The 20,938-nt window shown below is 40.0% G+C and carries 19 protein-coding genes and 1 rRNA gene; 12 read left to right on the forward strand and 8 right to left on the reverse strand.

All coding sequences use genetic code 11. The annotated features are described in order from the left end of the window. Positions 1-4 precede the first annotated feature (4 nt). Positions 5-120: ribosomal RNA gene (gene rrf / locus B5Y67_RS00765) — 5S ribosomal RNA — on the forward strand. Between the two features lie 471 nt (positions 121-591). Here the strand turns inward: rrf and B5Y67_RS00775 are convergent. The 4 genes from B5Y67_RS00775 to B5Y67_RS26095 form a co-directional block, all read right to left on the reverse strand. Then, positions 592-1,764 carry a Ger(x)C family spore germination protein gene (locus B5Y67_RS00775; RefSeq protein ID WP_088224687.1) on the reverse strand — a complete coding sequence of 391 codons (1,173 nt, stop codon included), beginning with the start codon at positions 1,762-1,764 and terminating at the stop codon, positions 592-594. Then, entirely contained in the window at positions 1,761-2,861 is a 1,101-nt protein-coding gene (locus B5Y67_RS00780; RefSeq protein WP_088224688.1) for an endospore germination permease, read from the reverse strand. Before B5Y67_RS00780 ends, B5Y67_RS00775 begins: the two co-directional genes overlap by 4 nt. Positions 2,862-2,901: 40 nt before the next feature. After that, entirely contained in the window at positions 2,902-4,479 is a 1,578-nt protein-coding gene (locus B5Y67_RS00785) for a spore germination protein (RefSeq protein WP_088224689.1), read from the reverse strand. Positions 4,480-4,694: 215 nt separating this feature from the next. Then, positions 4,695-4,829, reverse strand: a complete 135-nt coding sequence (locus tag B5Y67_RS26095) for a hypothetical protein (protein WP_282432738.1) — start codon at positions 4,827-4,829, stop codon at positions 4,695-4,697. A 221-nt stretch (positions 4,830-5,050) separates the two neighbouring features. On the opposite strand from B5Y67_RS26095, the gene nrdR reads away from it, so the two are divergent. The 4 genes from nrdR (at position 5,051) to B5Y67_RS00805 (ending at position 9,340) form a co-directional block, all read left to right on the forward strand. Next, complete coding sequence (gene nrdR / locus B5Y67_RS00790) at positions 5,051-5,539, forward strand: transcriptional regulator NrdR (RefSeq protein WP_088224690.1); 489 nt, start codon at positions 5,051-5,053, stop codon at positions 5,537-5,539. Positions 5,540-5,559: 20 nt separating this feature from the next. Next, positions 5,560-7,959 carry a vitamin B12-dependent ribonucleotide reductase gene (locus tag B5Y67_RS00795; RefSeq protein ID WP_088224691.1) on the forward strand — a complete coding sequence of 800 codons (2,400 nt, stop codon included), beginning with the start codon at positions 5,560-5,562 and terminating at the stop codon, positions 7,957-7,959. A 315-nt stretch (positions 7,960-8,274) separates the two neighbouring features. Further along, on the forward strand, positions 8,275-8,733 hold the full coding sequence (locus B5Y67_RS00800; RefSeq protein WP_088224692.1) for a hypothetical protein: 459 nt from the start codon (positions 8,275-8,277) through the stop codon (positions 8,731-8,733). 133 nt (positions 8,734-8,866) lie between these two features. Beyond that, positions 8,867-9,340, forward strand: a complete 474-nt coding sequence (locus B5Y67_RS00805; RefSeq protein WP_088224693.1) for a pyridoxamine 5'-phosphate oxidase family protein — start codon at positions 8,867-8,869, stop codon at positions 9,338-9,340. Positions 9,341-9,685: 345 nt separating this feature from the next. Here the strand turns inward: B5Y67_RS00805 and B5Y67_RS00810 are convergent, their stop codons facing one another. Continuing rightward, on the reverse strand, positions 9,686-10,513 hold the full coding sequence (locus B5Y67_RS00810) for an RNA methyltransferase (RefSeq protein ID WP_088224694.1): 828 nt from the start codon (positions 10,511-10,513) through the stop codon (positions 9,686-9,688). A gap of 1,407 nt (positions 10,514-11,920) precedes the next feature. Between B5Y67_RS00810 and B5Y67_RS00825 the strand changes: the two genes are divergently transcribed. The 3 genes from B5Y67_RS00825 to B5Y67_RS00840 all read left to right on the forward strand — a co-directional run bounded on the left by B5Y67_RS00825 (position 11,921) and on the right by B5Y67_RS00840 (position 15,728). Continuing rightward, complete coding sequence (locus B5Y67_RS00825) at positions 11,921-14,065, forward strand: ATP-dependent helicase (RefSeq protein ID WP_088224697.1); 2,145 nt, start codon at positions 11,921-11,923, stop codon at positions 14,063-14,065. A 117-nt stretch (positions 14,066-14,182) separates the two neighbouring features. After that, positions 14,183-14,419 (forward strand): phosphopantetheine-binding protein, encoded by a 237-nt coding sequence (locus tag B5Y67_RS00830; RefSeq protein WP_088224698.1) that lies wholly within the window; start codon positions 14,183-14,185, stop codon positions 14,417-14,419. Between the two features lie 772 nt (positions 14,420-15,191). Beyond that, a complete protein-coding gene (locus tag B5Y67_RS00840; protein WP_088224700.1) occupies positions 15,192-15,728 on the forward strand; it encodes a hypothetical protein in 537 nt (178 codons plus the stop codon). A 300-nt stretch (positions 15,729-16,028) separates the two neighbouring features. Here the strand turns inward: B5Y67_RS00840 and B5Y67_RS00845 are convergent, their stop codons facing one another. After that, on the reverse strand, positions 16,029-17,039 hold the full coding sequence (locus tag B5Y67_RS00845) for a DUF3231 family protein (RefSeq protein ID WP_088224701.1): 1,011 nt from the start codon (positions 17,037-17,039) through the stop codon (positions 16,029-16,031). Between the two features lie 183 nt (positions 17,040-17,222). On the opposite strand from B5Y67_RS00845, the gene B5Y67_RS00850 reads away from it, so the two are divergent. From B5Y67_RS00850 to B5Y67_RS00865, 4 genes are all read left to right on the forward strand, one after another. Then, on the forward strand, positions 17,223-17,687 hold the full coding sequence (locus B5Y67_RS00850; protein WP_088224702.1) for a GNAT family N-acetyltransferase: 465 nt from the start codon (positions 17,223-17,225) through the stop codon (positions 17,685-17,687). Between the two features lie 56 nt (positions 17,688-17,743). Next, positions 17,744-18,121 (forward strand): DUF4440 domain-containing protein, encoded by a 378-nt coding sequence (locus B5Y67_RS00855; RefSeq protein WP_088224703.1) that lies wholly within the window; start codon positions 17,744-17,746, stop codon positions 18,119-18,121. Between the two features lie 104 nt (positions 18,122-18,225). Then, positions 18,226-19,011 carry a hypothetical protein gene (locus B5Y67_RS00860; protein WP_088224704.1) on the forward strand — a complete coding sequence of 262 codons (786 nt, stop codon included), beginning with the start codon at positions 18,226-18,228 and terminating at the stop codon, positions 19,009-19,011. A 22-nt stretch (positions 19,012-19,033) separates the two neighbouring features. Next, positions 19,034-19,717 (forward strand): alpha/beta hydrolase-fold protein, encoded by a 684-nt coding sequence (locus B5Y67_RS00865; protein ID WP_282432739.1) that lies wholly within the window; start codon positions 19,034-19,036, stop codon positions 19,715-19,717. Positions 19,718-19,844: 127 nt separating this feature from the next. On the opposite strand, the gene B5Y67_RS00870 is transcribed toward B5Y67_RS00865, so the two are convergent. Both B5Y67_RS00870 and B5Y67_RS00875 read right to left on the reverse strand, forming a co-directional pair. Beyond that, positions 19,845-20,162 (reverse strand): AzlD domain-containing protein, encoded by a 318-nt coding sequence (locus B5Y67_RS00870; RefSeq protein WP_088224706.1) that lies wholly within the window; start codon positions 20,160-20,162, stop codon positions 19,845-19,847. Continuing rightward, positions 20,152-20,877 carry an AzlC family ABC transporter permease gene (locus tag B5Y67_RS00875; protein WP_088224707.1) on the reverse strand — a complete coding sequence of 242 codons (726 nt, stop codon included), beginning with the start codon at positions 20,875-20,877 and terminating at the stop codon, positions 20,152-20,154. The genes B5Y67_RS00870 and B5Y67_RS00875 overlap by 11 nt, the downstream gene beginning before the upstream one ends. Between the last annotated feature and the right edge of the window lie 61 nt (positions 20,878-20,938).

Below are 20,938 nucleotides of genomic sequence, written 5' to 3' on the forward strand. Positions count from 1 at the left end.
GAGATCTGGTGATCATGCCGGAGGGGTTCCACCCGTTCCCATATCGAACACGGAAGTTAAGACCTCCAGGGCCGAGAATACTTGGGGCATTGCCCCTGGGAAAGTAGGTCATCGCCAGGTAAAACAAACGATAGACTGCCAATAGGCAGTCTATCTGTGTTTATGAAAGAAATGAAAGAAAGCTACCGGGGTTCCACCCGTTCGATCCACGCTGCAGGAGAATGTGTCACAAGTTGCAATGTGGCGAAAAGCTCGTACATCGTCACGGGATGCCGTTTAGCTGGGTAACAAACACGAGACTGTCAAAGAGGCAGTCTCGTGTTTTTATTCAGTGAAGTTGTAAACCGTTAGTATTTAAAGCAGTGAATGAATAACTGTGGCCAGGATTCGAAGGGGATTAGGTAATTTAATACCGATAATAAGCAAAAAATTCAAGAGAAACCCAATACATAAGAGGCTTATTACCACGATAAGTTCTTTACGCTGTTTATTTTTTATTAGGGGAGGAATTTGTGAAAGCGATATAAGTGTGAAGATAAAAATCAGGACCATGACATAAATAAAAACCTTCATCAAGCCTCTTCTCCTTCATTATGTAGTTGGATGAACCGGCTTTTTAAGAAACCCGGACCAATGGAGCTTGGCATCGACAACGATATTGACTTGAATTTTTCTGAATTCCTCTGGCCAGTTCTTTTCTAATTCAGGCCATTCTTGGGGATACTTGCGATGCACGTCTGGGCCGAATTTGAAGATGTCCACATCCCAATCTTGAGCTTTGCTAACGGCGCTGTTGATTTCTTCTTCGATAACTGTGTCCAATCGTTTTTCGAGCTCATCAAAGGATTCAGGTTTCACTAAGTCGCTGCTCCCCATTTCTTCTCCAAGATTACCGTCCATATGAACATTAATTGTCATTTTGAGATTGCCGTCAACCAACTCCGGTACAACGTTGCTGTTAGCTCTAATAATTTCAATTCCCGATTTTTTGCGTTCATCTCCTGGAGTTGCAATATCAATGATTCCGCTTTTTACCTTGCCAAGAACCCATAAGACGCCTCTAGTTTCTTGTGCATTGAACCAACCAACCATACGATCTCGTTTTAAGATCGCCGTTCCATCAAGCTTTAGGCTTTCTTCGTTTGTATTTTTGGTTTCCCCTTGGATTATGTCAATCCCGGGAACGATTGAATCATTGGTTCTGCTGGCAAAATTTTTGAGGAGATCAATTAATTGGACTTTGGGTACTTTAGAAGCTGCATATGTTGATTTTGCAAGTTTCTCGATTGCTTGGGCTGGTATTTTCTCTTGTTCATAGTCACTTCTTATAATATCTTCAGCTTTTCTCCTGGTAATAAAAACATAAGTTGATTTACGAAATTCGGGATCACGAGTGAATAGATCCAGTTCGTCGCTGATTCCATTCCGGGCGAGTTCTTCAGATAAAACGTAAACAGTGTTATGAGAAAAATATGCTTTGCGATCCGTTTGCAGTGAAGCATTTCGTACGGCATCAAATACTGTTTCTCCTTTGCTCGTGACGACCCAAACGCTTTTTGAGCCACTAGCTTTTTCTGATGTTGAAGATTTAATTGCGCTAGGTTTTAAAATCTGAAGGGAGACATCGATTTGTCCGTCTTCAGTCCGATCAACACCCACAGCTTCAACAATTGCCATAGTATTAAGTTCTCTTCGGTTCCAGCAACCTGGCAGAAGAAGTAATAGAAGAATAGCTAAGATTATTAAAGTAATTCTTCTTCTCATATGTTCTTTACACCTTGCTTCCTAAAGAAGGCTATAGCAAGAAGTAGATAGGGAATAACAATTATGAAAATGATATTAATCCAAATGGATATGGGATAAGACAAAAAATCATTGAGATCGGAAATGTTGCTTTGAACGGATAGAGATACCGGAAGAAGTACGGTAAGGGTTGAGATAACAAGGGGCCTATAATCCTTTATCCCAACTAAGTGACTCAATCCGATCAGGATGATATAGAAATATAAGATGGTTTTCAGATAACCACTGAGGATCCATATTGAGAGATGAATAGATTCTATGCGTTCAATAAAATCACCAATGTTCACTAAACGAACGGCGCTAAAATAGGGAAACTGAAGCATCTTACTTAAATCAAGCCCTAGAGTTCCTAGAACAGTTACAGTTGTAATAAGCCACAAAAGTGCTATAAGAGAATAGCTGGATATTAGGACAAGCTTTGCTTTCTCTTTCTTAGATTTTAAATGGGGAAGCAGCATAGCGAGCACTACTATCTCGGATGTTTTCAAAGCAATCGCGAATCCACCCATTCCTATAGATATCATGCTTTTTTCCATGAATGGCATAAAGACCTTTAGATCCATATCTTTGGCTAGCAGGAGAGATATGACCAGAATTCCACCGAAGACTAAAGGCGCTAAAAATTCAGCAAACCGTGAAATTACTTCAATGCCCTTGAGAACTGCATAAGCACAAAACGCGAAAAGAAAGAGAAGAACGAAAAGAACTGGAGTTTCAGGCATAACGGCAGTTGTCAAGAAGGCGCTCCATTCGTACAAAAATAGCGACAGTCCATGAAAAAAATACAAGATATAAAGGAGGACAACGGCTTTACCAGTTTTACCAAGGAGTGTTTCAGCATATTCAAAGAGTGACTGTTCAGGAAAGCGCTTCCATAATAGATAAAATGGAACTGTTAACAATAGACTGGCAGGCAGACTTAAGATTTCCGATATCCATACATCCTGATTTCCTGGAGGTCCAGTGAAAACAGGGAAAAACGTAATCGAAACGATAAGCCTGCTTATTGCTACAAGGAAAATAAGTTGTTTGGGGGTGATTTTTGCATCTTCTAACATAGGATCTCCTTTATGGAGAGGTATATTGATTAATTATGTCCTAATTGCCGGGATTTTCTGGGGGACTGGGGGCTAATGAATCGGCCTGTCTCGTTCTGTTTCTGCTTAAACTAAGAGGCCTTGAAGTCATAGCCCACCAAGGTTTACGAATAATGACATCATTAAGGCCGGCACCGTTAAGTGGTACAAGGGGAGACATATAAGGCACTCCAAAGGAGCGAAGCGAGAGTTGATGAATAACAAACCCCGCGAATCCGAGCATTACTCCATACAAGCCGGAAAAGCTTGACAATATGAGAAGAACAAAGCGGGCGATTGTAGTGACATCTGTAAAAGCTGGGACGACAAAGGAGGAAATTCCTGTTAGGGCCACCACGACAACCATGGGAGCTCCAACTAATCCGGCGGATACTGCGGCTTCCCCAATGACTAGTGCGCCGACAATACTAACGGCCTGCCCAACTGCCTTGGGCAAGCGAAGGCCGGCTTCCCTTAAAATTTCATAAGCGATTTGCATCAAAAGTGCTTCGACAATCGTAGGAAAAGGAGAACCTTCGTTTGCACTGGCAATGCTAATCAAGAGTGAAGTCGGCAGCAACTCTTGGTGATAAGTTGTGATGGCAACATAAAGAGCGGGTACGAATGTAGAAATAAAAAAAGCCAGCCACCGCAGCCAACGAATAAACGTTGCAAGATAAGGCCGTGAATAATAATCTTCACTATTTTGGAACGCTTCTATGAATAAGTAAGGTACCGTTAAGGCCAAGGGAGTTCCATCAGTTAATATTGCAACTCTCCCTTCCAATAATTTCGCACTGACAATATCAGGCTTTTCGCTATTACCAACGGTAGGAAATAAGGAATAAGGGGCATCCTCGATGAAGGACTCAATATAACCTGATTCGAGAACAGAGTCTGTCTCGATTCGGCATATTCTTTTCTTGACTTCCTGAACGACTTCGTCATTGGCAATACCCTGAATATGGACGATGGCTAATGAGGTTTTTGTCTGTCTGCCTACGGTCATTTTCTCAACCATTAAATTTGGATTTTTTATTTTCCTGCGGATAAGAGAAATGTTTGTGCTCAGAGACTCAACAAATCCTTCTCTGGGACCACGAATAACAGATTCAGTACTCGGTTCTTCGACACTGCGTGCTGCAAAGCCGCGAATTGAAGCAATAAGTATACTATCTGTTCCATCAAGGAATAAGGCAGTATCACCTGACAAAATTCCTGTAACGGCATCTTCTAGGGTTTGAACTTCCTCAACACTGGAAACAGACAATATACTTTCCTTAACAATTTCTAAGGTAGTTCCTGTAAGATGATTATTGTGTACAGATAGTAATGGCTTAAAGAGATTTTCGTTAACGGAATCTTCATTAAACAGACCGAAGATCATAACTGCAAAGGCCTGAACGGGAGTTTCGGTTCCAATAGTGAACTCTCGAATTACCAGATCGTCAGCCTTGGGAAAGATCTTTAGAATTGCCTGCCGGTTATCCTCTAGTTTTTTAGATAGAGTTGTAGGATTTTCCGAAGGATTTGGTAAGAGAGGCTCAGGGGATTGGCGGCGTTTCTTCCTAGTAGATGTTCTAATAATTTTTGTGAGCATGATCCACCTCCTGTTCCTCAGTTGTTTACATAGTTTTTGCGCAAAGAGGTAGATTTATTACGAAACAGGCAGGAATATCGGAAATATACGATATTCCTGCCTGTTTCGTAACATTATAAGGTAACTCCTGAAGTGATACATCCTGATAGGATTCTTCGCAAAAGGGAGGGGCTACAGATAAGGTGCTGCAGCCTCTCTTAGAAAGCAGGAAGGGGTTACTTCTTAGCTCGTAAAGCTTCCTCTTGAGAAAGGCCATGGTTATCCCTGGAATCCATGCTCGGCTGATGATTAGGCGGCGCTGGTTTTGTATTGGGGTTAGGATTTTTTTCAGAAGGCATCTTTTTTATCACAGTATTGTCACATCCTTTCTCAGATCATGGTTTAGGTTCTAATTTATTTTGTCCTTTTTCAGAAGTAATACTACGGAATAAAAAAACAAGAAAGACGAAGATAGCAAGAAGAAACAAACAATGATTAGAAAGTTGGACTCAAAACATGACTAATGGCCAGTTGACATACTACATATAGTGTGTTTAAATGTAAAAGCACACTATATATTGGGGGTGAAGGGGTGCGTTGTCCATTCTGCGGAAACGAGGACACGAAGGTTTTTGATTCGCGTCAGGTTGACGAAGGAACAACTGTACGAAGACGCAGAGAATGTGATCGATGTATGCGTCGGTTTACTACCTTTGAGAAGTTTGAGGATTCACCGCTCGTAGTTGTCAAAAAAGACGGGAGACGTGATGTTTTTTCCCGTTCTAAAATGATGGCCGGCATGCGAAGAGCATGTGAAAAACGGCCAATTTCAACAGAACAAATTGAAGAAGCCGCCTATAACATTGAAAAGACCCTGCGCAATACGCATGAGCGTGAAGTGACGAGTGCTGAAGTCGGGGAGGCAGTCTTAGAGCAATTATTCAGCTTAGATGAAGTGGCCTACATACGCTTCGCATCTGTATATCGTCAGTTTGGGGATATACAACGTTTTTTGGAAGAGTTACATGAACTTATAGAAAAACGGGGAACGTTAACAGATAAGGAAAGAAAAGAGATATAAGGAAAGTTGGGGGATTCTAGTTGATTTTCGAAGGACAAGCACCAAAAAACTGGCCAAAGGTAAATTTAGCGCCTAATGCCCGTGTTGTTTTGGAAAAGAGATATTTAAAACAAGTCGATGGACAAGTTATCGAGACACCAGAGGATATGATTTATCGAGTCGCCAATGTAATTGCCTCCATCGAAGAGGAAAAGTATGGCAAAGGTGAGAAAGAAACACGAGCTTTGGCGAAGGAATTTTATACAATTATGGCCAATCTTGAGTTTATGCCTAATTCTCCAACCTTGATGAATGCGGGACGGGACTTGGGGCAGCTGAGCGCCTGTTTTGTCCTGCCGGTTGAAGACAGTATGGAGGATATTTTTGATGCGATAAAAAATGCGGCAATTATTCATAAGTCTGGCGGAGGAACGGGTTTCAGTTTTTCACGTCTGCGTCCTAAAAATAGTATGGTTCGTTCAACAGGCGGCGTGGCTTCGGGACCAATTTCCTTTATGAAGGTTTTTAATTCAGCTACGGAAGCCGTGAAGCAGGGCGGAACTCGACGCGGAGCCAATATGGGAATACTAAGAGTTGACCACCCGGATATTTTAGACTTTATCCAATGCAAAGAGGACAATAAGGAAATTACGAACTTTAATATCTCGGTTGGAATTACGGAAGAATTTATGAAGGCTGTCCGTGAGGGGCGGGATTATGACCTCATTAATCCCCATTCTGGGGAAGCAGCAGGTCAATTATCTGCTCGCGAGGTTTTTGATAAAATTGTTGATCATGCATGGCAAAATGGAGAGCCGGGAATTGTCTTTCTTGATCGTTTAAATGAAAGCAATCCTACCCCCAAACTTGGTAAAATTGAAGCGACGAATCCCTGTGGGGAACAGCCTCTGCTTCCCAATGAAGCGTGCAACTTAGGCTCTATTAATCTTAAACTCATGGTAACTGAGAAAAATGGTAAAATGGTCATCAATTGGGAGCGATTAAGTTATGTTACCCGTCTGGCGGTACGCTTTTTAGACAACGTAATCGATGCCAATCAGTATCCTTTAAAGATTATTGATGAGGTTGTAAAAGGAAATCGTAAAATTGGCTTGGGAGTAATGGGCTTTGCTGATATGTTGATTTTGCTGCAAACGTCTTATGCTACGGAAGAAGCTGTTGACTATGCGGAAAAAGTCATGAAATTTATTCAGACAGAGGCACGCATCGAATCCCAACGTCTGGCCGAAGAACGAGGAACTTTCCCCAATTATGAAAGTTCTATTTATGACGGAGTTATGAAACTGCGTAATGCCACACTAACCACAATTGCCCCGACGGGAACGATATCGATGATTTGTGCTGCTTCGAGCGGAGTCGAACCTCTTTTCGCAGTGGCCTATACGAAAACTGTCATGGATGGAACTTCGTTAGTTGAGGTAAACCCTCTTTTTGAATCCTTCGCGAAAGACTACACTTTTTATTCGCCGGAACTTATGCGCAAAATTGCTGAGAAAGGAACCGTTCTTGGACTACCGGAAGTCCCTAACTGGGTACAGGAGGTCTTTACGACAGCTCAAGAAATTTCTCCGGAATGGCATATTCGCATTCAGGCTGCTTTTCAAAAATATACCGATAACGCAGTTTCTAAGACGATTAATTTTGCTAATTCAGCAACGAGAGAAGATATTGCGGAAGCATATCGTTTGGCAGACGAGTTGAACTGCAAAGGGTTGACGGTTTACAGGGATGGAAGCAGGGAGGAACAAGTGCTTTCTACCGGAACTACAGTGCCGGCAGCCACCGATGCCTCCAAACAAGCTGCAGGTAGAGATCAAGGACAAGTCCAGACCTCTTCTGGTCAGATAACAGCCCCCATTACCCCGTTTGTTCCTGAAGTGAATACCGTAATGCCTCGTCCGAGACCAACCACCACTATTGGGGTTACAGAGAAGATTAAAATTGGCTGCGGCAATCTTTATGTTAGTGTTAATGCTGATGAAAAAGGAATATGTGAAGTATTTACAAATACCGGCCGGGCCGGAGGATGTTCTTCACAATCAGAGGCTACAGCTCGCTTGATTTCTATCGCTTTACGTTCGGGTTTGTCTGTTGATGCCATTATTGAGCAAGTCAAAGGAATTCGCTGCCCTGCTTGTATGCGGCGTGAAGGGGTCAGCGTCACTTCCTGTCCGGATGCAATTGCCCGTGTCATTAAGAAATATAACGAAGTTGGCATCAATGTTACACAAGTACAGGCTGTTGAAGGGCAAAATGCAAGCGGACTTTTAAATGTTACGGGTCCCTCAGAAAAGATATCTGCAAAGAAACCCCTTCCGGGCGTAGCTCCAGCGAATGCCTGCCCAGAGTGCGGTATGCCGATTAACCATGAAAGCGGCTGCGTAGTCTGCACCCATTGCGGATATTCGAAGTGCGGATAATAAATTTTCACTGATAATAAAGTCGGACACTATAGGATAACCGACATCCACTATAAAAAATTAATAATTATTTGACTAACCAAAACGCACCTTAGCCAATAACTGAAATATTACGGTTATTGGCTTTTCCTTTATATTATGTCTCTGTAGCCGAGCCGTTTTGTCTATAACTGGAAGCTTAGATTAGCTTAGGCTAAGTTATAGTTAGTAGGATTAATGGAAGTTTGCTAAAAGCACCAAACACTCTGAACCGTGAGAAGTCTATGTCTAAGGTTGCGATAGACCAGGAAAAAAGCTATTTCAAGAGGTGGTGTTTTGTTAAAGTTTTTTAAATGGCTCTCAATAATTGTTGTGTTTGTTCTCATTGCTGGGAGTCTGTTCCTATTTGCCAAAATTCATATAGCTTCAAATGGAGCGACTTTTCAGGATAAAAGTGCTTTGAATAGGATGAATACAATAATTGAGACTACAAACGCTTCAGCAAAAATAAACCCTATCGTTGCTATTGTGGATGCGGTAAAAACTTATCATATATGGGTATTCAGCGAAGATAGAATAAATGTAGAGTATCAATTAATGACCGACCCGGCAGCAGGAGGCCATAGGCTTTCTAAGGAACCGGTATATATCGTTTCTTTTATAAGTAATAAGGGATGGTCAGGTCCATCCGGCGGGCCAAAAGGGAGTCATGTCGTGTTACCTTTGCATCATGAATTTAATACTGTGGTTGATGCTAACACTGGTGAGGCACTATTCGCTTTTGCGTATCGATAATGCTTGATTAAGTGTTGTGTAGCATTATTCCGATTATATTCAGTAAAAGACCTGTACTTGATATAAAAATCAAGCAGGCCTTTTATTGCACAGTAGACCCAAAATGTGCAGCAATAATATTTAAAGGAGTATGATGAATTTGAGAAGAAAAGATAGAGAGATAACAGAACTAAAGGAATTAATGCAGATTATTGACCAGTGTAAAGTTTGTAGAATTGCTATGCACGATAAAGCAGGGCTTTATATTGTGCCAATGAATTTCGGCTATACTTATGTAAATAGTCAATTGGTGTTATTTTTCCATAGTGCAAAGGAAGGAAGAAAAATTAGTGCATTGAGAGAGAACAGCGATGTATGTTTTGAAATGGATTGTGAACATAGACTTATTACAGCGGATATAGCCTGTAAATATGGATATTACTTTAAAAGTATTATTGGAAAGGGTAGGGTTGTCTTTATAGATGCCATTGAAGAAAAGAAAACAGTGCTATCGTTGTTAATGAAACACCAGACTGGACAGGATTTTTCATTTGATGATGGAACAGTTAATAGCGTTTCTGTATTTAAAATTATCGTTCAAAATTATACTGGAAAAGACCATCATTAATTCACATTTTTCGGATATAGCGTCGCAAGGGAAATTTTAATGTAGGATAATCTAAAGCATTTAAAAGGGGGGAATTTCCATGGGTAATGACATCGCCGTTTTTGTTGTACCAATGATTATCCTGTTTATAATTTATTATAAAGTATTTCGAATTGCAGACGATGTAAAGGAAATTAAAAAAATACTCAAAAGTAATGTTGAGTCGAAAAGAAATTAACTTAATAACAGCTAAATATTTATATCCATAGTATAAGTAATACTTACGCATTTGGATTAAAGAAGTTTTCTCCTTCCTTAAACTGCCAATTATTCTTATTTTACGACGTATTATGTGAATATAAAAGCTTACCGGGACCTGAGTTGCCAAAAGGCCACGGCGCTGGCTGCAGCAACGTTCAGAGAGTCCACGTTATGGGACATGGGGATGCACGCGGTGTAATCGCAGTCAGCAATCGTGCAGGGCGCCAGTCCATTACCTTCTGAACCCAATACGATAGCAAGCTTTTCCTCTGCCATGAGCTGCGGATCGTCTATGCTGACAGCGTTATCATTTAAAGCCATGGCAACGGTCTTAAAGCCCAGCTTGCGCAGACTCTTCATGCCCTGCTGCGGCCACTGCGAGGGTTCGCTGCCAATACGGGCCCATGGCACTTGGAAGATGGTACCCATGCTCACCCTCACCGCACGCCGGCACAGTGGGTCACAGCATGAGGGGGTAAGCAACACGGTATCGATGCCTAGCGCCGCAGCCGAGCGAAAAATGGCACCGACGTTGGTAGAGTCCGCAATACCTTCAAGCACAGCCACTCGACTTGCACCGGCACACGCCTCTTCAACGCTGGGTAGATGAGGACGCCGCATGGCACACAGCACACCGCGGGTCAACTGAAAGCCAGTCAGCCCTGCTAGCAGGTTGCTATCGGCAGTATAGACGGGGACATCTCCACAGCGGGTGATTATACCGTGCGCCTGCCCTGCAATGTATTTGCGCTCCATCAAAAGTGAAATAGGCTCGCATCCAGCGTCGAGGGCAAGTCCAATTACCTTGGTACTCTCCGCAATAAAGATGCCCATCTCCGGCTCCAACCGGTTGCGCAGCTGCGTTTCCGTCAGGCGAGCAAAGATATCCAAATTGGACGATGAAAAATCGCTTATCTCAATGATATTTGACATCTTATCTCCTTTTATGTTCGAGGTTAGTGGTAACATATCAACCTTTATTTTTTTGCAACATAAAATTCTCTTTTTACCGTAAGTAAGAATTACACCACCATCAATATATGAATTTAAGTAGTATTTCGCACTTTCCTACCAATGCGTCACAGTGTTCTGCTCAATTATACCCCATAACATTGGTTTGTAGATACAAAAAGGGCCCAGCTCTTGCTGAAACCCTTGGTACCAAGGCTTCCGCTAATTCTTAAACCTTCTAGTTGCAACTAAATCCTCATCCTTAAGCGTAGGCTGGCATCAACTTCAAAGCCACAAGGGAAAACTGATACTTGCTGTAATTAAAGAACCAAAAAGTGATTGTTCTGATATCCAGATAGATAACAGATTTAGGTTCTATGGATATGATTTAATTGATGACGTAAGAATAAGTGCTTTGACTAATTGTGGAGGGTTTGATAGGGCATTTTTACCTGATGATATTTCGGAATATGGGTTAAAGAAAGATGTCGATAAAGCTAAACAAATTCAATCTATACTTGTTACTGAATATCCTGATGAAGCACATGCCTATTGTTCACTTTGGGCTATCTGGAGGATGGAATTTGAAAGATAGATGTGAACAATTAACTTTCGCAAATTCTTAAACACGTAAGTAGATTGCATTTGCTAATCATCTCCTTGCAAGTAGTATTGACTTAATTTGCAGAAGACTACAAGTGCTTATAACCGGAAGTTGGAAGCTGCTTGCGTAATTATTTTCGCGGCAAAACATTGTTTAATAACGGTAATCGAAATGAATCATTCAATTGTTGAGTCGGGCAGGAATCTTAGGAGTGGTTAACATGGGAAATTATAATTTGAACTACAAGTTGAATAGACTGTTGACCAATGCTAATTTTTTATTACTAAAGAGCTTACAAAGCAAAAGTAATTTGTTTGAAACACTAGCAGTATCACACCTAGAAATGTGGCATAGTGCATTTGTTAAATGGCTAATTGATCCAAGTTCTGATTTGGGATTATCAACCTTTCCAATAAAACGGTTTCTATACATGATAGCCTATCACGGGAAGATGAGTGAACGAATTAATGAAAGTTTTAAGCTGGAATTGACCATTTTTATAACTAATCAGTGTTATAGTTTGGTGTGCCCGAAATCCGGATGATATCCGTCTGAATTTGGAGTACCCGGATCAAATTGATTGGTAGTGTAGGATTGGAGAAAGATAACAAAGATGCAGGCACAATCTTTATTGAGTACAGATGTAATCTCGATTTTGCTATGATTGACATTGCACTATACAATAAACCATGCGTCCATATGATATAATTCTTGGTGCATGAATCTAATTTTTGAGGCATCAGGAAGTAGTAAAGGTGTTACAAATACATAGTGGGAGATTTAAGGTGATTAGCGAGAAGGATTTCTTTGCAGAGATCAAGGCTAGAGGTTTTGATTTAACTGAACAGCAAAAACAGGCTGTGGTCCATAACCTGGGCCCTCTTTTGCTTTTAGCTGTTCCCGGTGCAGGCAAGACGACGGTTCTCACCGTTCGTTTAGCCTATTTGATTCTTGTTAAAAACATAGACCCTCGAAGGATTCTTTGTCTAACCTTCGGACGGGCAGCAGCCAAGGAAATGCGTGAACGGTTTATTGCGAATTTTGGGGCAATGGTCAGCAGTCAAAATGAAGGCCGTGGGGAAATTAAATTTTCTACGATCCACAGCTTTGCTTATGAAGTAGTTCGAACCGCTTTTCGACAAAGGGGTACCAGATTTGAAATTATTGAGGAACAAACAGGTGCTGAAAGCAAGATGGGAGTTCTTCGTAAAATCTACGAAAAGCATAATACTTCCGCAATTACCGATGAGCAGCTGGAAGGGTTGCAGAATTGCATTTGTTACGTAAAAAATACTTTAAGCAAACCTGAAGAGCTTTTGAATTGTGACATTAAGAATTTCCCACTTATTTATAAGGATTATGAGAACCATAAGCAAAGCAGCCGGCCGCGTCTGATTGATTATGACGATATGCTTTCCCTTGCCTTTCAAGAGTTAATGGAAAATCCGATGTACTTAGCGTATTATCGAAAGCGATTTGACTATATTCTTACGGATGAGAGCCAAGATACGTCTCTTCTACAGCATAAAATCATCGAAATGATCGTTAAACCCAAGAGTAATATATTTGTAGTGGGGGATGATGATCAGTCTATTTTTGGGTTTCGAGCGGCTGAACCAAAGTATCTTTTAGAGTTTGAACTGACTTACCCCGGTGCAAAGATCCTTCGCATGGAGCAAAACTTTCGCTCGACTCCGCAGATTGTGGAGGTAGCCTGTGGTTTTATTCGTTCTAATAAACTGCGATTCTATAAAGATATGTTTACTGAGAATCCCAAGGGAGACGTTCTTCGGGTTGGGCAATTTGAAGGAATTAAAGAACAAAATCAATTTATTATTCAGAAACTCAAGGGTCAAAAGGATTTGGCAAAGGCAGGGGTTTTGTACCGAAATAATTTATCCGCCATTTGTTTAGCGGATGCATTAGATCGGGCTAATATTTCCTTTTATATGCATGAATCAGGTAAACAGAGGTTTTTCACCCACTGGGCCATTAACGATATGTTAAATTTCCTTCGCTTTTCATTTAACGATAAAAGCTTGTCCGTTTTGGAGCGAATTTGGTCCAAGTTGAGTTGTCCTATACGTAAGCAACATCTTGATTTACTAAAGCAAATGCCAATCGATCGCTCAATCTTCGAAATCTTGGCTGAACAACCGGGAGTGACCTTAAAGGGAAGATCAGAGTACTTAGACCTCAAAAAGTGGTTTAAGGAGCTTAATACTCTTTCACCTGCTCAGGCTATCCATTATATCCGAAACCAACTGGATTATGATAAAGCAATGAAGAGAATATGTGAGACGTTAGGTTTTTCTGAAGAATATGTCAGAAATCTCTTGGAGCTTCTGAGTTCAATTGCACAGAACGAATGTACAATTGTGGATTTTGCCAATCGTTTAACGTATCTTGAAGAGCAGATGACGTCTTCGCATAAAAATAAGCACAAAAATGCCGTGACCCTTTCAACCATCCATTCTGCCAAGGGTTTAGAATGGGAACAGGTCTACCTAATTGATCTTGTCGAAGGGATTATTCCTGAACGGGAGACGATCAAAGCTGAACAAGGGGGAAAGAACGAATTATTGGAAGAGGAGAGACGTCTTTTCTATGTCGGCATGACCAGGGCTAAACGCCAGTTAACCTTATGCTCTATGAATTATTATCATCATAAACGAGTGAAAGCTTCCCGTTTTATCCGTGAGGTCAATCTTGTGATGCAAGGTAAAAACCCTCAAGAGGTGATCCCCCAGGAAGTATCAGGCCCTATGAGCGATTTAGTTGCAGGGTTGGTTATACAACATAAATCATTTGGAGAGGGAGTCATTGTTAACGATGAGGGAAATGTAATGGTAGTTCGTTTTAAGAACGGATCACAGCGTTCGTTCATGAAAGATATCTGTGCCAAACAGAGGTTAATTTGGGCTATCTAATTCGGGATGTCCGTTGTAAAATCATACCATAACCTTATTGGTTTCAAAAGGCGAATTAGAATTTGAATCAGCCCACACAATATTATATAAGCGTTGAGGGAAGGTGTTTTACTAAAAATGGAAGACAGAGTACTATTCACTTTAAATCATATTTTACAAAAGAAGAAGAGAAAGATAACCCTGGAGAGCCGTTTGCGGGAAGACTTATTTGTGGATTCTTTAGATATGTCGATGATTATTGGGGACCTGGAGGATGAATTCGAGATAACCATTACTGATGACGAATTTGCAGATGTGGTTACCGTCAATGATATTGTAGAAAAACTGAAAGCTAGAGGTTTATCCGATTACTGATCGATTATAAATTCGGAGTAATTTCATAACCTGTCGTTCCCGGTTCGATTGACGGCTAAAACCCATACGCATCAAGGCATACTTCATCTTTTAGAGGGTATGCCTTGTTTTTTTGAAAATATACCATAAATTCCGTTATTAAAGTTTATTTCGTGAAACCTTAGGTTGAGTGGCGAAAAGATGGAATGTAAGAGTAATGAAGGCATTAGTATTCGACAATAATGGTAAAATTGCTGGGTATTTTGTCTATATTTTCAGGTCAATATCCTATTATTTGGCTATTTGATGGACGTAAAGGCACAAGAATATTGATAATGGGAGCCAAAGATTGTTAAATTTTGAATGGGGTTGCTGTTAATATGAATAGGTTTATAAGTAAGATTTTTGGGTATGTGACATTTTTCCTTTGCCTATTGGGACTAACCTATTTATTTAATGAATTGTGGGAATGGTTTCAAGGAGATGATCTCATTAGAAATGCAGCTGCATCAACAATAGCCATTATATTGATTGATTTGTGTAGATTATTGTTCGGGAAAATTTCTAAAATGCATGATAACTCGACTTAACCACCTTAATCTGCTTTCTAACCTGGATCGGATTATTCATGGGCAATAATCTACGGCATTTGCAACACTTGTAAAGATGTAAGTTGATGGGACGTGCAGTAATCGTATGCTGCCCTTGTAAACAGGTTTACATAATTCTTAAACCGTTAATCAAATCGTTGTATACAGGGTATCCTAGATGTTTGCTGTTAGGTGGGATGTTAATGATAAAGGATAAAGCAAAACTTCTAATACTATTAGTTGGTATTCTATTAATAATTGGGTCTTGTGGATTTTCCTTTTATACCAATAGTAAAGCATACATTGCTAACAAAGATTTAACACACGATGAACTAGTGAAATGTATTGACCAATACTGGTTTCAGGGTAAGCCAATAAACTTTACTATTGAGTTAGAAAAAGACATTGACAATTTGCATTTACTGCTTTTAGCATACTCGCCAACCCCGGATTTTCCTCAAGTGACTGGATTAGCAGTATTTAAACGTCTGCCAAATAATAAATACAAATATGATATCTTCTTTCAGGGGTCCCCTACGGTATTGGTTACTAATGAAGGGACTAATTCAGAGAAAGATTACGGCGTATTTTTCGGTATGATTACCGATGATCAACCAACCAAGTATTTAATTAAGGTTGATGGCGGTAAAGAGTTTACAGATACTATTGAAAAGAACAAGTATGTTATCCGGGTATATGATTTGAACAAGCATAAAGGGTTTGGAATAGGACCAATTTAAGCAACTTATAAGCAACTTAGCATTAATTCTCACCTTTCTAAGTTAAGTAATTTATTATTGGTACACATTATTACTAAACCTAGTAGTAAAAATGCCGTCCAACCTCTATGTAGTTGGACGGCATTTGTAAAGGATTATGCTAAGTTCATTTGTAATTCAGTTATTTCGATTGTGGTAGAATGAAAGTTTTAACAAAGAAATTTCCTCAGTACGCTATTAACCGTGTTGCATCCTATTAATAAATATTATTAACTGTAATGATTTAGGTCTCAAGCAAACCAGTATTTTTATTTTGTTCACTTACTTAATTACTTTCGAACACAGTCTTCTATCAAACGATAGTGGTGGCTGTTCCATCCAGCCCCGTTCAATCAATATTTTCAAGCCTTCTTCACCATATTTCATTATTTCCATCATAAGTGTAGCATAGTGCAATGCTAAATCTTTTCTAAAAGAAAGAGACATTGCGTACGCACATAAATAAAGTCCTGCGGTGACAGATGTGCTAACTAGAAACATAATTAACTTATCGGAAAAAGGTGAAACTGTTGTATCAGTTACTTCCATACTAACTGGCAAGTTGCCCAAATGTTCTTCTTTCTTCAAAATTTTATTAAATATATCAATTTGCTTTTGTGCAAGGCCTTTTCCCCTAATGAGATAGTCTTTAATTTCTTTATCATGCATTACTTGAATGAAACCCATTAACATAAGCAGTCCAATATAATTTCTTTCAATAATGTAAAATATCTCACCTAATTCCATAGCATTTAATGGTCTATGCTCACCAAACCATGTTTCTAATAGAGAACCTCTTTTTTGAATAAATTCGACTTGTCGAGGATAAGGCATTTTAGGGGGCCTGTCATAGACACCTTTGGATAGCATTAGATTTAATGCTTTTTTAAATAACGCACCACTCAAATTTAAACATTCATAAAAAAATTCAACAATATCCTCACGAGCTACTTTTGTTATTATAGTAGCATAATCACTAAAAACCATTTGATTAAACCTATAGACATAGCTTAATCCATATAGGTCTGAGTAAAGGGCGGGTGCGGATAAAATTAAATCATCATCAGAAAATCCTTTTGGTATAGGGAAATTTTCGTTTGTAAATATTTGTTTAATTTTATCTATGAACTTTTGCGATAAATTTATTTGTTCTTTTACTAAAGGCATAATTTCCGAGTCCTGCATATTTTGCTGAAAATGTTTAAACACATATAAATTTGAGATATTTTGCATGTAAGCCTTCCATAAACTAGAAATTTCGGGAGTTGTTAAATTAATGTGATGCTGTTCCATAAGCCCTCCTTCAATTGAGAAGTTAAATCTGTTTAATATAATTCTTCATACACTATTTAATTATTCAAAGAAACTTTAAAAGAAATAATTACTTCGGATAAAATTCTTATTCATGATCAAATGTAGGATAATGCGAGGTGGTTATTAAAATAGTTATTAAGGAAAGGGTAGGAGGTAACTAAAATGATTATTAGGGAAATGGTTGCTGATGACATAGGTGACCTTGCAAAGTTATATAGACAATTCTGGAGTGAAGAATCCTGCGTTAAAACCATGCATAAGCAGTTTATTAAATTTCAAAAGAATAGTTCACATATACTACTAAGTGCTATTGAAAATAACAAGTTGATTGGTTCAGTTATGGGAGTGATATGCGAGGAATTATATGGTGATTGTAAGCCCTTTTTAGTGCTGGAAAACATGATAGTTGATAAAGAACATAGGAACCAAGGAGTAGGAAAAGCGTTAATATCCGAGCTTGAGGAAATTGCAACTACAAGGAATTGTACCCAAGTGATACTTGTAACAGAAAGCAATAGAATTGATGCTTGTAAATTCTATGAGTCAGCAGGATATAGCCCTCGAACACATAATGGTTTTAAAAAGAAGCTCAAAATGCGAAATAAGAGCCAAGGCTCATACAAGTAAAACCGTACGCGGGGAAACTATTGAAGTTTTTCTTATGTTAAAAGGGGATATTGAAAATGAGATCATCACTCCATGAACAAATATACGATTTAGAAGACAGACTATTACAACCTGAGATTCGTCGATCAAGAGAGGAAATCTCAATGCTTTTAGCCGACGATTTTGTTGAATTTGGAAGCTCCGGGCGCATGTATGATAAAATACAAGTTGTTGAGGAATTGCCACATTCTCTTCCTGGTTCAACGATTATTGAGGGCTTTCAAATAAAAGTCTTATCGCCATATGTGGTACTAGCTACTTATCGTGCAGTAAAGACAAACGAATCTAGAGAAGAGATGAGGAGCTCATTACGCAGTTCAATTTGGAGGTTCACAGATGGACGGTGGCAAATTGTTTTTCATCAAGGAACTAGATTAATGGAGTCCTGCAAGTGACACTATTCTTGTTGCAAGATGGGTAAAGAATATTGATATAATCCCCACATTCGGTAGGTTTTCAAGTTTTAAATCAGATAAATTTTGAAAGGAGGATTAGTGAAATGTTAAAGAGTGTTCCAATACAAACTATTAGTGAATTACTCAGAACTGGGGTAAAGTCCACAGAACCAGCTAATTTTACACGATTCCCTTACTTTGAATACTTTGAAAAATTCAATCCCTGCGATGTAATACTATCCAATAGTTATTTGCAGGTTTTAGTTGCTATGAGTTTTCACAATGATTATTATTCAGTGAGTCACGTTCCCTTTCAAATGGAATTTATAACACCTATGTCTATAATAGAATTTGTGAGTTTACCAACAATACAACTCTTTCCAAGTATCTTTAAAAATCTCAGAATATTTACCAGAGATAAACTGATCACAGGAATTTGGGCCAAAGAACTTACTGATGGGACGGTAAAGGCTTACAGATCGTTAACTGAGGAGGGAAAAATAGATAATTGTCTGACAACTCTTTTTCGCACAAACACAGCCCCTAGTCCATTATATGGAGAAGATAATCATGATAAGGTCAGCATTTATGAATTTGAATTAAATTCTGAACAAGAAACTATAGATATAAGTGAACCTAATGTTTTTAGAAATAAGTATTTTATGTATTTACTATCAGAGCTTTCGAGAAACAGTAACACTGTCGGAGGCTCATCTTTACAGGGCTGGTCTAAAGATGAGCTGGATTCCTGCAAATATTTTTGTGAATTAAAGAAGTTATTTAAAAGGGTGTTGGTTGTTGGGCGGGGCAAACAATGGCAATCGGAACATCTCTTTGTTTCAGAACCTTTGTTATTCCGCAGTATTGATACGGCTTTAGGCAAACAGTGATGCAGGAGAGGGAATGCTGATGATGAAATTTGTACTGGACCAAAAATATTGCTGGGCTGAGCAGTTGGGGCCGTCGGATCAGCCGGTGCCATTGGTGATTTTGCTGACCGGTGACGACAGCGTGCAGCAGTTGTCGGAAATCCGTGAAATGCTGTTGCTCCGGATCGAAGCTGGGGAGTGCCGGCCGTTTCTAATTACGGGATTTGGCCCCATCGACTGGGACCGTGACTTTTCACCATGGTATTTGGAAGGTACTGGCGGCCGGATTTTTGCCGGGAAAGCCGATAAAACGCTGGGCTTTATGAAAAATGCCCTGCTGCCAATGCTGCAGAGCATTTTTTCCCTTAGCGGGGAAGTATATCCGGTAGGCTATTCTCTGGGAGGATTGACTTCTTTGTATGCCCACTGCAGGTCGGGTTTTAGCGGTTGCGGCAGCTGTTCAGGATCGCTCTGGTTTCCAGGATGGCTGGAATTTTTGCAGAAGCACCAGCCTTCCGGCAAAGTCTACCTGAGTTTGGGCGGCAAAGAGGAAAAGGCCAAAGATCCTTTAATGTGTGAAGTGGGCAAAGCCACACAGAAGTCCAAAAAGTTGGTTGCAAAGTCGGCCAAAGTGATTTATGTAAAAGAGCCCGGCGGTCATTTTCGGGAAATATCCCAGAGAATCGGCAGGGCCATTTTATGGCTGCTGGAGCCGATTCAAAGGTGAATAGTGACTCGATCTCGACAAAGCAGATCGCATCTTTGCCGGTAACTGAAATATTTCGGTTATCGGCTTTTTGCTAAGGATACAGCAACATAGATAGAGTGAAACGACATTGAGGATGAAGAGCTATCTACAAGAGCTTGAGAAGAAACATGACCGACATTCCGAAACCCAGGGTAGCGATAATATTACGGCTTTTATAGGCAACAAAAGCAGCAACAATGCCCGCAATTAAGTAGTGATTGTTTAAACTAATATCCAAATGTCCTTTGGGTAAAAGTAATGACGGTATGATTAAGGATGTCAGGATGGCAATGGGGACATATTTTAACCACCTGTTTAACCAGGTTGGCACCCCGGTAAACCGGAACAAAGCCAGAGCGCCAATCCTGGTAAAATAAGTAACTAAAGCCATTCCGATAATGATATATAAAACTTCACTGCGCATGTTTGCTGTCCCCCTCTAATAAACCTCCTATTAAACTGGCGGTAAGGCAGGCGATAATAATATACCACTTACCAGGTAAATTCAGGGCGGCAAGTACCGAAACCACTGCAGCCGCACCAAATACAATTAGGCTGATGCGGTTTGCCAAAAGGGGTATCAGCAATACCAGAAAAGTTGCCGGCATGGCAAAATCAAGCCCCCAGGTTAAGGGGTCGGAAATGTAGCTGCCCAAAACTACCCCGGCTGCTGTAGCCAATATCCAAACCAGATAAAGCATTGTGCTCACGGTCAATTGATAAAGCACGCTGTATTTAGCTTTGTGAATTCGGCTTATAGTCAGGGCATAGGCTTCGTCGGTTAAAAAGAATGACAAAATTGCTTGAAGGGGAAACGGCAGTTCAATCATATAAGGAGACAGAGATGATCCCATAATTAAGTGGCGCATGTTTACCAACAAGGTAGTAAGTATAATCATTCCTGAGCCAGTTATGCCTGCGCCCAGCATGGTAATGCCAATGAACTGTGAAGCGCCTGCGAAAACAAAGACCGACATGGAAATAGTTTCGACTCCTGACATTTTAGCTGTAAGTCCCATAATTCCGCAGGTGATACCAAAGGGCACTACCCCGAGCATGACTGGAGTACAATCGCGAAGTGCCGTCCATGTTTCTTCAGCAAGTTGTTCCTTGCCGAAGAGGAGATTGGATTGCTGCATAATCATTCCACCTATCCCGTTAATATTTCTCTAAATATTAACGAGTAGGCAAAGCATTGTA

The sequence above is a fragment of the Desulfosporosinus sp. FKB genome (genome assembly GCF_002196705.1).
GTDB lineage: Bacteria > Bacillota > Desulfitobacteriia > Desulfitobacteriales > Desulfitobacteriaceae > Desulfosporosinus.

Coding starts and splice junctions, on each gene's coding strand:
- B5Y67_RS00775 (WP_088224687.1), bottom strand. CDS start 1,764: ATGAGAAGAAGAATTACTTTAATAATCTTAGCTATTCTTCTATTACTT.
- B5Y67_RS00780 (WP_088224688.1), bottom strand. CDS start 2,861: ATGTTAGAAGATGCAAAAATCACCCCCAAACAACTTATTTTCCTTGTA.
- B5Y67_RS00785 (WP_088224689.1), bottom strand. CDS start 4,479: ATGCTCACAAAAATTATTAGAACATCTACTAGGAAGAAACGCCGCCAA.
- B5Y67_RS00805 (WP_088224693.1), top strand. CDS start 8,867: ATGAATTTGAGAAGAAAAGATAGAGAGATAACAGAACTAAAGGAATTA.
- B5Y67_RS00810 (WP_088224694.1), bottom strand. CDS start 10,513: ATGTCAAATATCATTGAGATAAGCGATTTTTCATCGTCCAATTTGGAT.
- B5Y67_RS00830 (WP_088224698.1), top strand. CDS start 14,183: ATGGAAGACAGAGTACTATTCACTTTAAATCATATTTTACAAAAGAAG.
- B5Y67_RS00840 (WP_088224700.1), top strand. CDS start 15,192: ATGATAAAGGATAAAGCAAAACTTCTAATACTATTAGTTGGTATTCTA.
- B5Y67_RS00845 (WP_088224701.1), bottom strand. CDS start 17,039: ATGGAACAGCATCACATTAATTTAACAACTCCCGAAATTTCTAGTTTA.
- B5Y67_RS00850 (WP_088224702.1), top strand. CDS start 17,223: ATGATTATTAGGGAAATGGTTGCTGATGACATAGGTGACCTTGCAAAG.
- B5Y67_RS00855 (WP_088224703.1), top strand. CDS start 17,744: ATGAGATCATCACTCCATGAACAAATATACGATTTAGAAGACAGACTA.
- B5Y67_RS00860 (WP_088224704.1), top strand. CDS start 18,226: ATGTTAAAGAGTGTTCCAATACAAACTATTAGTGAATTACTCAGAACT.
- B5Y67_RS00865 (WP_282432739.1), top strand. CDS start 19,034: ATGAAATTTGTACTGGACCAAAAATATTGCTGGGCTGAGCAGTTGGGG.
- B5Y67_RS00870 (WP_088224706.1), bottom strand. CDS start 20,162: ATGCGCAGTGAAGTTTTATATATCATTATCGGAATGGCTTTAGTTACT.
- B5Y67_RS00875 (WP_088224707.1), bottom strand. CDS start 20,877: ATGCAGCAATCCAATCTCCTCTTCGGCAAGGAACAACTTGCTGAAGAA.